The sequence below is a fragment of the Streptomyces sp. NPDC021212 genome (genome assembly GCF_044332925.1).
In the GTDB taxonomy this organism is placed as follows: Bacteria; Actinomycetota; Actinomycetes; order Streptomycetales; family Streptomycetaceae; genus Streptomyces.
Window position 1 is genome coordinate 1 of record NZ_JBIRPZ010000030.1, and the last position, 11,179, is coordinate 11,179.

Consider the following 11,179-nt stretch of genomic DNA (forward strand, 5'->3'; position numbering starts at 1 on the left):
GACCGACGGTTCTCCCGAAAGACAGCCGAAGCGCCAGTGAGTCCTCGAGTCAGGTCTCCAGGCGGTGCCACCGCAATCATCACTGTGAGTCCTGTGTCCAGGACTGTTGCTCAGTCGCGCGCCCCGGACGGTGTTGGGCACGCTGGTCGCCCGCATTCGCTCCGCTGCCGGGCGGCACGGATCTTGTCCGTGGTCCGGGGACGCGGGGGCGGGCTTCCTCACGATGTGGGACTTCCCCGGGGGCCGGACCGGAGGCAACCGATTCCTGGTGCTCGGCCTCGGCTCAAGTGAGGCCGCCGACGACGCCGTGCCGCCCGACCGGGACGAGCTGATCGCCTACGGGCCGCTGCTGTCCGACGACGGAAACACGTGGCTGGGCACAGCGGCGCTGGTCCGCGCGCCGGACCCGGAAGCGGCGCGCACTGTCCTGACTGCGGGCCGGTACGCGGGCATCGAGTCCACCGTTGGCAGTTCGGCGGGCGGCCGTCATGAGCCGCGCGCCTTGTGGTCGTCGGGTTCGACCTTGAGCGGTACGGTCACCGTCAGCCGTTCGGGGTTCTCGGACGTCCATTCTCTGCCTCCGCCAAGTGCTCGCAGGACGTAGGTCCGGCCCCCTCTTACGTCCGAGACGATCGCATCCCGGCCGGTGTCCTCGTCGCGGACCCGGTCGCCCACCCACACCTTCCCGTTCTTCACCCAGCCGCCTCGCACTTCATCTCGGCCCAGACCTGCTTGCCCCAGCGGTACAGCTCCGTCCCCCATCGCTCGGTGAGGGCGTTGACGATCAGGAGGCCGCGCCCCCTGGTGTCGTCGCCGTCCGGGTCCATCCGCAGGAGGGGGACGGAGCGGGTCCGGTCCGCGACGCCGAGGCGGATGCACTCCTCGGACGGGCGGGTGATGAGGACCCGGATCGACTCCAGGCGGGCGTGGTGGACGGAGTTGGAGACCAGCTCGGTGATCACCAGTGCGGCGTCCTCGATCAGGTCCTCCTGACCCCATGCGACCAGTGCGGTACGCACGAGCCTGCGGGCGGCGTCCGCGCTCTCGGGGACGCGTCGCATCGTTTGTGAATATCCGGGGTGCCCCTTGGGGCGAGGTGTGGCGGTCACGGACATCAGGACCTCGGTGAGTGCGAAGTGAACGGCCTTGCCCGAGTGAACGACGGTCCGCCAGGCGGGAGGAGGAAATGCCACCCGGATACGCAAACCGCCCAAGCGGAAATTTTCGGTCGACTCGCCTCACTGAGAGGGCTTGAGTGGCTACGGTGGGTACATGGAGGGGAACGGGCGCCTCATCAGTGCCATGCACGAGAGCGGGCTCACGCAGAACGAGTTGGCCGAAGCGGTGAACACTCACCTGATCCGCAACGGCTACGAGGGCACGGTGAGCGACCGGACGGTCCGTCATTGGCTGACCGGAAAAACCCGCTGGCCGCACTCTCGGCAGAGGGCGGCGTTAGAGGCAGTATTCGGATGTGGCACCGAAGAACTGGGATTCGTCCGACCAGCCCGAAAACGTTCCGCGATAGAACCGGAGGAGCCCGTGAGGCGCAGGCACTTCCTGACCGCAACCACTGGTACGACGGCCGCGGTCGTCGTACCTCTCGTCGCACAGCACTCCGTAGGCACCTCCGACGTGATCAGGCTCCGTTCCGGCTTGGGCACCCTGGTGGAGCTGGATGCCACACGCGGAGGTCACGAGGAGTTGGAGCGCACGGCCCTCGCCGGGGCGGCCGAGGCGTTGGGGAAGCAGGAGCTGGGCGCCTCCCAGCGCATCCGTCAGAGGCTGTTCGGCGTGGCCGCCGACTACACGTCCATGGCTGCTTGGTCCGCCATCGACGACAAGCGGACCGAGCGGGCCCGGAGTCTTCTGGACCGGGCGCTCTATTTGGCGGGGATGGCCAAGGATTCCATCGCCGAGCTGGATGCCTGGAACATGTACTCCATTCTCGCCCACCACCGTGGTGCGTACACAGAGGCCGTCGACTCCGGCCATGCGGCCCAGGCGACGGCCATCGCCCGGCGAGACCCGTTCTATGGGTCTCTGGCTCACGCCCGGACGGCCCTCGCCCACTCCAACCTGGGCGAACGACAGGCTGCCTTACGCTCCCTCGGGTGTGCCCAGGAAGCCTTGGGCAAGGCGTCCTTGGCTGATCCCCGGCCGAGCTGGACCGCCTTCTACGGCCCTGCCGAGCTGATGGCCATCACCGCCATCGTGCGGGACAAGATCGGCGAATCCGCGGAGGCCGAAGCCGCTTCCCACCAGGCACTGGCGAGCATCCCCAAGGAGTTCCGCCGCAACCGTGCCCTGGCCACCGCACGGCTCGCCCTGACCCAGCTTCACCAGCGCGACATCGACCAGGCGTGCGCCACCGCCTCCACCGTCTTCACACTGATGGCCGGGCATCCGATCCCCGGTCGTATGCGCTCTCTTCTGGGCGACTACTACCGGGACTTGATCACCATTGCCCCGGACGCGAGCGTCGCCCGGGAGTGGGGCGACCGCTACCGAACCGAATGGAGCCGAGCTTGAGCGCCGCCGATCTGGACGTCCGCCACTGCACGCACGCTGATCTCCCGGACATCCGTCAGACCTTGATCGACGTGCACGCCATCGCTGAGGGGGACGCGATGGAGGACGAGTTCAATCAGCGCTTCCCCTGGTTCGTGGACCACTGGGGCGGCCACCCCGAGTTCTCCTGCGTGATCGCGTTCGACGGCGACGAGGCAGTGGGCTTCGCCTATGGTGCCCCGGCCGCCCCTGGTCGCGAATGGTGGCGCGAGCACGTCGAGCCGGCGCCGGAGAAGGACTTGACCTTCTCGTACTCCGAGCTGGCCGTGATCCCGAAGTGGCGGAAGCAGGGCGTGGCCGAGCGATTGACCCGTGCGCTGGTGGAAAAGCGCGCCGAGGATCTTGTGGTCCTGCTCGTGGACGTCGAACACCCCCGGGTGCAGGCCCTGTACGAGTCCTGGGGCTTCCGGAAGGTGGGGGAGCAACGGCCCTTCCCGGACTCGCCGGTGTTCGCCGTCATGCTCGCCCGCCTTCCCCTGATCTAGTGCTGTGACCGCGAAGGTTCGCCCGGGTTGGTGGTTGGCGCGGCCCTCTCAATGCGGTGTGATGACGTTCAAGATGGATGCTTCGGCGGCTCTGTTGGCCCGTTGCCGGAGGCATGCGTCCACCCGGCTGGCGACGTCTCCAAGGGCTGTGCGGTCGCCCGCACAGCCTCGGAGTGGCGCCACTTCCCATTCGGACTTACTCGCTGAAGCGGGAAGATAAAACATGCGCTTTACGTGTGCTCGCGCTGTGCCGGTCACTGTGTCTCTCGGGGCGGGTTTGCTGCTTGGGCTAGTGGGGCCCGTTGCCGGGAAATGGGATAATCCCGTTTGTGTCGCCCTGAGTATTGTTTTTTCCAGTGGTTGGCCTTGGGCCTGTTACGCATTCCTGGCGGGATATTTCCGTCGATCGAAAATCGAGTCGGCGTTGCTGTCTTTTTTGGGGTTGGCTATCGGCGTAGTCACGTACTACCTCTTTAAGGGTATGAACCCCACCATTCCTGTCGGAATGGAACCTACCGACTCCATTCCTGCCGGACTGCAACCTGACGCCTCCAGTGAGGGGCAAATTCGCGTGTGGGGAATAGCGGCTCTCGTGTTTGGTGCGCCTGTGGGAGTCGTGGGGAACGTAGCGCGGACGCCCGGAGTCGGTGGCCTTCTGTTCCGCCTGCTTGTTCCACTGATCGCCTTCTTCGAGGCCACTCAGCGATCGAGTACAGAGGCGGACTCGCAGGGTCCAGTTTTCGCCATGACCTGGAACGTAACTCGCGTCGCAGCATGCTTCGTCGCCGTGGCTCTCATGGGACAGACCGTGTGGAGCTGGCGCGTTCGGCGTAGCCGAGCCGACGGGCGAACGGAAGTTGCCGCGCCCGCACGGCGTCTCTGACCTGATGGGAGGTCAGTCGAGGGCCAAGTACTCGGCTGAGGGATCGATCAGGTCGGGGCGCTCTGTCGGGTAGCGGTCCCCGTGGAGCGCCCGCATCGCCCAGTGCCAGGCTTCGTCGTGAAAGACGAGCCCGCGAAAGGGGGCATCACGCGGCTCGTAAGGGTAATGCTCCACGGCGGCCTCCCGGGCTCGGGCCGCTGCGAGGCCGCCGTACCGCTCCATGACCCACGCGTAGCGACGCCGCTCATCGTGCAGATACGCGACGTACTCCTCCTCGCTCCAGGTCATGTGGCAACTCCAGCCATCGGTCTCGTACTGTTCACTCGGCCAGGCGGCGGAACCAAGGAGCGGGGATGACAACGGGGATACGGAGCAACAGGATCCCACCCGGGAACGGGCTGGTAGGGCAGGCCGTCAACCCGTGGACATCGGTGTGGCGCACGGTCGCGCTGGTGGTGTTCGCGTGGGCCGCCGCGGCGGCCACCACCTGCGCCGCCTATCTGGCCGTGGGAACGGAGGCGGTGCCCATCGCGGTCGGGCTGCTCCTCGGCCTCGCCTTCGTCGTGCTGCTGTGCCTGCTCCACCGCGCCTTCTGGCTGGCCGTGCTGTCCGTGGTGCCCGGGCTGTTCGTCCTCGTCGGGGCGGTCCAGTACGCGCCCGAAGCGGCCCTGGAGGGGCGTGGCGTGCGCGAGAGCGTGGTGATCGTGGCGGACAGCGCGGCCGGTACGTCCCGGGACAACCATCGCTTCACTCTCCGTGGCGCGGACGGGAAAGAGCTGAAGGAGAAGCTGGAGTACGACGGTGACGCCTGGGTTCCGAAGGTGGGCGACCGGCTGGACGTCATGCGGGACCCGGAGGGCGAGCTGCCGATGGAGCAGGCGGACGATGTGGACGCCACGGGGCGCCTGGGCAGTCTGATCGTGGGAACGGTCATGTGGACCCTGATGGCGGCCCTCGCGGGTCGCCGTGGTCACGTCCGCCGCCGCCGGGGCATCGCGATGCCGGACCCCGGCTGACGGCCGGTCTTTCCGCTGAGGGGAACACCACGCCGACGGGAGCGGTTCATGAGGCATGGCTGTCATCCACAAAACCACCATGAACCCCACCAAGCTGGAGCTCCTGACACCCTGGCTTCCCCTCCAGCCGTGGTACCTCGGCGCGGGCGGCGCGCCGGAGCTGTCCAGGGTCGGGGGCTTCCGGCTCGATGACCCGCGGGGCGAGGTGGGGATCGAGTTCATGGTCGTCAGGGACGATTCCGGGGAGCGTCCCGTCCACTACCATCTGCCGCTCACCTACCGCGCCGACCCGCTCGCCGGGGCGGAACAGGCCCTCGTCGGCACGTCGGAGCACGGCGTGCTGGGGCAGCGGTGGGTGTACGACGGGTCCCATGACCCCGTCCTCGTCGCCCAGCTGCTCGCACTCCTCCAAGGCCGCGCCGAGCCGCAGATGCAGAGCGTGTCCGACACCCCCGACCCGTCCGTCACCGTCCAGGCGGCCGACGTTCCGGACGCGGTCGGCACCGTGTCGGTCACCAACGGGCCGGACGGCACCCGCCTGGCGCTGGGGCAGCTGACCCTCGACGTGACGCGCGTCCTCGAACCGGCCGGGCGGGCGCCCGAGGCCGAGGGACACGTCACCGCCACCTGGCGGTTGCCGGACGGCGGCGAGAGCCGCGGCGTGTTCGCCGTGCTCAACCGGACTCCGCGGTAAACGGTCCTCCGCTGCCGAAGGCCGCATCGGCGAAGCGTTCGCCGATGCGGCGGTGGGTGGCCGCGTCCGGGTGCAGTTGGTCGGGCAGCGGCAGCTCGGCGAAGTCGGCCTCGCCGTAGAGGTCGCGTCCGTCGAGGTAGTGCAGATGGGGGTCGTCGGCCGCCCGCTGCCGCACGATGCGGGCCAGTTCGTCCCGTACGACGGTGAGCGTCAGCTTGCCCGCCGCGCGCTCCGCGGGGTCGCCCGTGGCCCGGAACTGGAACCTCTCCTCGCTGATGCGGGAGAAGTCCGGGGCGCAGGGGCCAGGGGTGTCCTCGTGGATGGGGCAGTAGAGGGGGGACACGACCAGCAGCGGCGTGGTGGGATGCCCCTCGCGCAGGGTGTCCAGGAAGCCGTGCACCGCCGGAGCGAAGGCGCGCAGCCGCATCAGGTCGGCGTTGACCAGATTGATGCCGATCTTGACGCTGAGCAGATCCGCCGGAGTGTCCCGCATCGCGCGGGCGGTGAACGGGTCGAGTAGCGCGCCGCCGCCCAGGCCGAGGTTGATCAGCTCCACGCCGCCGAGCGAGGCGGCCAGCGCGGGCCAGGTCGTGCTGGGGCTCTCGGCGTCGGAGCCATGGCTGAGGGAACTGCCGTGGTGGAGCCACACCCTGCGGCGCCCTTCCGGTACGGGCTCCACGGCGGCGTCCGTGCGCAGGGCGACCAGCTCGGTGATCTCGTTGTACGGCAGCCAGATCTCGACGTCCTTCACGCGGTCGGGCAGCCCGGAGAACCGCACGGTGCCGACAGGACCCGACACGGTTTCCACCGACCCGGTGGTCATGTCCATCGTCCGGACGTTGCCGCCGGTCACGCCGCCCCGGGCCGCCAAGTGGCCGTCGACGAGCAGGTCGTACACGCCGTCGGGACGGGGCGGTGCGCCCCGGTAGGCGTTCTTGGTGCGGAGCGCGTCCAGTTCGACGGCGGTGGCCCGGGTACGGAACACCAGCCGCACGCCGGAGGGCTGGGCCTCCGCCATGGCCAACTGCCCGTCGGCGCACTGCGCGCGGGCCCGGGCGGGCAGCCGGTGCGGCAGCAATCCGTGCTCGGTGCGCTCCAGATCGAGAGCGCCGCGCAGGAGTTCCGGGGTGATGGGGATGGTCATATCGGTCTGTCGTTCAGGCATAAGCGATTATGAGTTCGCCTAATCGCTTTAGGCAAACGAGATGAGGTGATGAACCTCAAATCTCCCTCTGAACTGGCGTGATCACGGTTCGTCACGTCATCGGCCGGACAAAACTGACGACAAGGAGTCAGTTGGGGTGGAAGGGGGCATTCCGATGAGGGCCATTTTCCGGCGCACCACCGAGCCCGCACCGCGGGCTCTCGATCTCTACGACATCGCCTATCTGGCCGGTGGGCCGCAACGCATGATGGAAGTCGCCCTCGTCGCGCTGCACGAGCGCGGCATGGTGCGGGTCCGCCTCTCCCGGGTGCGTACCGTCAAGGAAACGGACGCCGAGCCGATCGACCACCCCGCCACCCACCCCGTCGAGCGCGCGGTCGTCGCGCTGTGCCGACGCCGTTCCCTGAGCATGCTCTCCCTCCACGGTGCCATGGAGGTCGGGCCCGAGGTGGAGGAGGCCGAACGCCGCATGGTCTCCTCCGGCCTGCTCACCGCCCGGCGCCTGCGCCTCACCCGCGCGGGCAGGCAGCACCTGGAGGCGGCCGAGCGGAGCGGGGCGTACCCCGCGTACGTCTTCGAGGGCCCCGCCGCACTGCCGGACGGCCCGCTGCGGCGCAACTTCAGCGAGGTGATTCCGCCGCCGTCCGGCCTCGGACGTCGCCTGATCCGCCTCGGTGAGGCCATCGAGGATGGGCAGCTGGATCACGGCCACGACTCCGGCGGCGGCCACCACTCCTGCGGTGGCGGCCATTCCTGTGGCGGTGGCGGTGGCGGTGACTGAAGTTAGGTAGGGGTGCTCAGGTGCTGGGCCCATGCGTCCTGACATGATCGAGGCGTGAAGGCCACGGGGAAACGATGGACGCATCTCGCCCTGTATCTGGGGCTGGTGTGGGCGGCCGGGGCACTGGTGGTGCCGCGCGCCTACCGCATCGGCTTCGGCCACGGGCTCGGACTCGACGTCGACCGGCTGCCGGCGGTCGCGATCGGCGCGGCGGCCATGGTCAGCGTGCTCGCGGTCGGCGTGGCCCCGGTGGGCCATGTGGTGCGGCCGTGCCGTACGCCCGGCGGGCGGCTCGGCTGGGCCGTGACGGTGTTCCTCGGCGGCACGGTCGGCCTCGCGGCCGGGATCGGGGCCTGGCGCTCCGGTGCGCTGCACGTGGGCGGGCCCGCGCAGCGCGCCGCGCTGTGCGGGGTGCCGTACGCGCTGGTGGCGGCGCTGTTCATCGCGGGCGTCGCGGTCCGTCTGATCTCCGGCGTGGCGGTGCTCGGGGTGGTGGCGTACGGCACGGCCGTCACGCACAAGTCCCAGCAGGAGAAGGAGATGCGGGGGCTGATGTCCGGTACCTCGCTGGCCCGCCAGGAGCTGCTGCTGCCCGACCCGCCCGCCGGATACCGCGTGGACGAGGGCAGCGGCGACCTGACGGCCGACGGCTTCCGGGTCCACTACCTCCCGTACATGGCCAGCGCGGCGGACGTGGCGTTCATGGTGACCCGCCTGGGCCACGACGCCGCGCGGGACGGCGGCGACATCACCGAGGCGACCCGGCACCTCGGCGGCGGGGCCGTCGAGATCGTCCTCTCGGAGCACCGCGACGGGATGCGGCTCACGGTGACCGCACAGGGCACGAGGGGCCCGGCGGACCGGGACGAGCTGCGGCGCATGCTGCACACCGCACGCCCGGCGAGCGACGCCGAGATCCTGCGCGCCCTACGCCGCCCCGCCGCCTGACCCGGCGGCCCTCACAGCCAGCGCTGTGCGGCCTCGGAGCTGTCGCCGGGGTTGGTGTTGAACGCGATCGCCGCCCGGGGCGCGTGCTGCCGGACCAGGTTCACGACCTTCTCGAACAGCGTCAGAAGCTGCTCCGGCTTGCGGATGCCGCCTCCGATGACGACGACATCCCAGGGTCGTTCGGTCAGCGCGCCGACGAGCGTGGACTCGGTCGACTCGTCGAGCGGGACCAGCACCGTGGCGGTGTCGTGGCCGCGCTCGCGGAGGCGGGCCATGTCCGTGTCGATGAGGGAGAGAACGGCGTCCGCGTCCATGCCGGGTGCCAGCCGCGGATCGAGGCCCAGAAGGAGTACCGAAGACATGTCGCGATCCTAATGCCCTGCCATTGACGACTAATTGATGCTACGTCAGGAACTTTCCTCCGCCTCGACGGCGGTCAGGCGGAGCAGGAACGCCGCGGGGGTGTGGGGCAGCGCGACGGTGAGTTCGGCGCGGTCCGGCGCCCACGTCGCTCCCGTGGCGGCGGACGGGTGGAGGTGTTCGACGCGGAGCGTGCGACCCGCCAAGTGGGGCAGCGGCACGGTCCGTTCGGGCGCCTCGCCGCCCCGGCGCCAGACCGCCACGTACGTCCGGCCGCCACCGGTACGCAGCCCCAGCGCCACCCACGCGTCCGTCCAGCCCGGCAGCCCCAGCGGCCAGAAGGGGACGGCCGAGGGCAGGTCGGGGCGCACCTGCCGGTACACCGCGAGAGCATCGCGTACGAGGTCCAGCTGGGCCGGTGTCATCCGGTCGAGGTGGCCCGAGAGGTGGACGCGGCCCAGCAGCGCACCGGTCAGCGCGAAGCGGATCTCGTCGTCGGTGAAGCCGGGCTGCGGGTACGCCCACACCGCGCCCTGCTCCGGCGGCACCGCGGTCGGCGCGGCGGCGGCGATGGGTGGGTAGCGGAGCGGGTCCTGCTGGTCGCTGGTGGACTGGAGCTGGGTGAGGGCGAGTGAGGAGCCGTCCATGCGCATGCCGCCCGAGGCGCAGTTCTCGATGACGAGGGCCGGATGGCGGTCGAGCACGGCGGCCAGCCAGCGCTGATGGGCGCGGGCGTGGGCGAGCAGGCCCGCGCCGGGGGCGGCGTGGCCGTGTTCCGGGTCCCGGTCCGTGCCCGGGGCGATGCTGATGTTGTAGTCGAGCTTGAGGTAGCCGACGCCCCAGTCGCCGACGAGGCGGTCGATGGTCGTGTCGAGGTGGCGGCGTGCGGCGGGGTGGCGCAGATCGAGGTGGTGGCGGCCGTTCTCGGTGAGGCGTACGCCGTCGCGCTGGAAGAAGGCGTCGTCCGGCAGCTCGGCGGCCACCGGGCTGCGGACGCCGACGACTTCGGGCTCCAGCCACAGCCCGGGGACCATGCCGAGGGAGCGGATGCGGTCGAGGACGAGCTGAAGTCCGCCGGGGAAGCGGCGGGTGGAGGGCTGCCAGGCGCCGACGCTCTCCCACCACTCACCGGTGTCGTCGTACCAGCCGGCGTCGATGCAGAAGTATTCGGCCCCGGCCCGGGCGGCGGCGTCGATCAGGGGCAGCAGCCGCTCGGTGGTGGGGTCGCCCATCAGGGTGTTCATGTAGTCGTTGAACACGACGGGCAGGGCGGTGTGGTCGGGATGCGGGCGCCGGACGGCCCGGCGGTACGCGGTGAGATGGGCCATCGCCGCGTCGAAACCGCCCCGTTCGGCGAGGGCGAGGGCGGCCGGGACGGTGGTGAACGACGCGCCGGGTTCGAGCCGTTCGCGCCACTGGTGCTCGGAGTCGGTCGGGCCGCCGAGCGCGACGTACGTCCCGTGGGCCCGCTCCCCGGCCTCCCAGCGCCACCCCACCGGCGACTCCACCTGCCAGAGCCAGGCCCGGCCGGTGGCGCGCTCGGTGAGGGCGCCCATCGGCAGATGGCCGTCCGTGGGCCAGCTGCCGACGCTGCTGAGGACGAGGGCGGCGCGGCTGTCGTGGCCGTGGGCGTCGCGTGACACGTCCACGATCCGGTCGCGCAGCGGTACGGCGGCCCAACGGCACTCGGCCAGCCACTCGTTGTGCGCCCAATGCGCGTCGAGCGCGTCGGGGGAGGGGAGGCCGCCGAGGACGAGGCCGGTGACGGCCTGGACGACGAGCGGGCCCGTGCCCTCGTTCGTCAGCCGCACCTCGGAGCGCAGCACCGGCAGGCCGTCGGGGGAGGAGAAGCGGACCTCGGCGGCGAGGCCGGAGCCGGGGTCGTGGAGGTCGAGCGTCAGCCGATGCCAGTGGCCGTCGCCGTCGCCGTTGTCGCCGCCATCGCAGCCGCGTCCGTCCGTCGCGGCCCGGTGGCCGCGGTACCGCAGCCGCGCGCCGAGCACCGTCTCGATGCCCCGCTGCCCCGACCAGTCGCTGCCGTGGCCGAGCGCCAGCACCTCCACCACCGGGAGCGGGGCGGCGTCGTCCGGCGCCGGGATGCCCGGCGGGGTGCCGTCGGGGGAGCCCAGCCGCACCAGCCGGACCACCCCGTCCGGCCCGGTCGCGAACGCGGCCGCCAGCGCCGAATGGCCCCATGTGAACGTCTCCCGCACGCCACGCCCCTTCCACCTGTGGCCACGTGACCGCGTATCCGCGAACGCGACGCGTCCCTTGAC

The 11,179-nt window shown here is 70.5% G+C and carries 12 protein-coding genes and 2 pseudogenes; 7 read left to right on the forward strand and 7 right to left on the reverse strand.

What is annotated here, in order from left to right; all coding sequences use genetic code 11:
- Nucleotides 1–79 precede the first annotated feature (79 nt).
- Nucleotides 80–235 (reverse strand): annotated as a pseudogene (locus ACH4SI_RS41565) (transposase); the annotation flags it as partial.
- Here ACH4SI_RS41565 and ACH4SI_RS41570 point away from each other — a divergent pair.
- A pseudogene (locus ACH4SI_RS41570) lies at nt 221–492 on the forward strand (hypothetical protein); the annotation flags it as partial. The pseudogenes ACH4SI_RS41565 and ACH4SI_RS41570 sit on opposite strands and share 15 nt — an antisense overlap.
- Here the strand turns inward: ACH4SI_RS41570 and ACH4SI_RS41575 are convergent.
- Nucleotides 487–696, reverse strand: a complete 210-nt coding sequence (locus ACH4SI_RS41575) for a hypothetical protein (RefSeq protein ID WP_398306110.1) — start codon at nt 694–696, stop codon at nt 487–489. The pseudogene ACH4SI_RS41570 and the gene ACH4SI_RS41575 sit on opposite strands and share 6 nt — an antisense overlap.
- The gene (locus ACH4SI_RS41580; protein WP_398306113.1) at nt 693–1,061 is read right to left on the reverse strand and encodes an ATP-binding protein; all 369 of its coding nucleotides are present in this window, start codon (nt 1,059–1,061) and stop codon (nt 693–695) included. The genes ACH4SI_RS41575 and ACH4SI_RS41580 overlap by 4 nt, the downstream gene beginning before the upstream one ends.
- Before the next feature lie 481 nt (nt 1,062–1,542).
- On the opposite strand from ACH4SI_RS41580, the gene ACH4SI_RS41585 reads away from it, so the two are divergent.
- The gene (locus tag ACH4SI_RS41585; protein ID WP_398306116.1) at nt 1,543–2,532 is read left to right on the forward strand and encodes a hypothetical protein; all 990 of its coding nucleotides are present in this window, start codon (nt 1,543–1,545) and stop codon (nt 2,530–2,532) included.
- Complete coding sequence (locus ACH4SI_RS41590) at nt 2,517–3,056, forward strand: GNAT family N-acetyltransferase (RefSeq protein ID WP_398306119.1); 540 nt, start codon at nt 2,517–2,519, stop codon at nt 3,054–3,056. The genes ACH4SI_RS41585 and ACH4SI_RS41590 overlap by 16 nt, the downstream gene beginning before the upstream one ends.
- 895 nt (nt 3,057–3,951) lie before the next feature.
- Here the strand turns inward: ACH4SI_RS41590 and ACH4SI_RS41595 are convergent.
- A complete protein-coding gene (locus ACH4SI_RS41595) occupies nt 3,952–4,227 on the reverse strand; it encodes a hypothetical protein (protein WP_398306122.1) in 276 nt (91 codons plus the stop codon).
- A gap of 65 nt (nt 4,228–4,292) precedes the next feature.
- Here ACH4SI_RS41595 and ACH4SI_RS41600 point away from each other — a divergent pair, with 65 nt between their 5' ends.
- Nucleotides 4,293–4,955 (forward strand): hypothetical protein, encoded by a 663-nt coding sequence (locus ACH4SI_RS41600; RefSeq protein WP_398306125.1) that lies wholly within the window; start codon nt 4,293–4,295, stop codon nt 4,953–4,955.
- A gap of 55 nt (nt 4,956–5,010) precedes the next feature.
- On the forward strand, nt 5,011–5,649 hold the full coding sequence (locus ACH4SI_RS41605; RefSeq protein WP_398306128.1) for a 1,4-alpha-glucan branching protein: 639 nt from the start codon (nt 5,011–5,013) through the stop codon (nt 5,647–5,649).
- Here the strand turns inward: ACH4SI_RS41605 and ACH4SI_RS41610 are convergent.
- Entirely contained in the window at nt 5,630–6,814 is a 1,185-nt protein-coding gene (locus tag ACH4SI_RS41610) for a GDSL-type esterase/lipase family protein (protein WP_398306131.1), read from the reverse strand. The two genes, ACH4SI_RS41605 and ACH4SI_RS41610, sit on opposite strands and share 20 nt — an antisense overlap.
- A 154-nt stretch (nt 6,815–6,968) precedes the next feature.
- On the opposite strand from ACH4SI_RS41610, the gene ACH4SI_RS41615 reads away from it, so the two are divergent.
- Both ACH4SI_RS41615 and ACH4SI_RS41620 read left to right on the forward strand, forming a co-directional pair.
- Nucleotides 6,969–7,595, forward strand: a complete 627-nt coding sequence (locus ACH4SI_RS41615; RefSeq protein WP_398306134.1) for a TIGR04222 domain-containing membrane protein — start codon at nt 6,969–6,971, stop codon at nt 7,593–7,595.
- A gap of 54 nt (nt 7,596–7,649) precedes the next feature.
- Complete coding sequence (locus ACH4SI_RS41620) at nt 7,650–8,543, forward strand: hypothetical protein (RefSeq protein WP_398306137.1); 894 nt, start codon at nt 7,650–7,652, stop codon at nt 8,541–8,543.
- A gap of 11 nt (nt 8,544–8,554) precedes the next feature.
- Here the strand turns inward: ACH4SI_RS41620 and ACH4SI_RS41625 are convergent, their stop codons facing one another.
- Nucleotides 8,555–8,905 (reverse strand): hypothetical protein, encoded by a 351-nt coding sequence (locus ACH4SI_RS41625; RefSeq protein ID WP_398306140.1) that lies wholly within the window; start codon nt 8,903–8,905, stop codon nt 8,555–8,557.
- A 45-nt stretch (nt 8,906–8,950) separates the two neighbouring features.
- A complete protein-coding gene (locus ACH4SI_RS41630; RefSeq protein ID WP_398306144.1) occupies nt 8,951–11,116 on the reverse strand; it encodes an alpha-galactosidase in 2,166 nt (721 codons plus the stop codon).
- Nucleotides 11,117–11,179: the final 63 nt, after the last annotated feature.

Excerpts from the sequence above, each read along its gene's own strand:
- ACH4SI_RS41580 (WP_398306113.1), bottom strand. The coding sequence starts at position 1,061 with ATGCGACGCGTCCCCGAGAGCGCGGACGCCGCCCGCAGGCTCGTGCGT.
- ACH4SI_RS41590 (WP_398306119.1), top strand. The coding sequence starts at position 2,517 with ATGGAGCCGAGCTTGAGCGCCGCCGATCTGGACGTCCGCCACTGCACG.
- ACH4SI_RS41605 (WP_398306128.1), top strand. The coding sequence starts at position 5,011 with ATGGCTGTCATCCACAAAACCACCATGAACCCCACCAAGCTGGAGCTC.
- ACH4SI_RS41600 (WP_398306125.1), top strand. The coding sequence starts at position 4,293 with ATGACAACGGGGATACGGAGCAACAGGATCCCACCCGGGAACGGGCTG.
- ACH4SI_RS41610 (WP_398306131.1), bottom strand. The coding sequence starts at position 6,814 with ATGCCTGAACGACAGACCGATATGACCATCCCCATCACCCCGGAACTC.
- ACH4SI_RS41615 (WP_398306134.1), top strand. The coding sequence starts at position 6,969 with ATGAGGGCCATTTTCCGGCGCACCACCGAGCCCGCACCGCGGGCTCTC.
- ACH4SI_RS41595 (WP_398306122.1), bottom strand. The coding sequence starts at position 4,227 with ATGACCTGGAGCGAGGAGGAGTACGTCGCGTATCTGCACGATGAGCGG.
- ACH4SI_RS41625 (WP_398306140.1), bottom strand. The coding sequence starts at position 8,905 with ATGTCTTCGGTACTCCTTCTGGGCCTCGATCCGCGGCTGGCACCCGGC.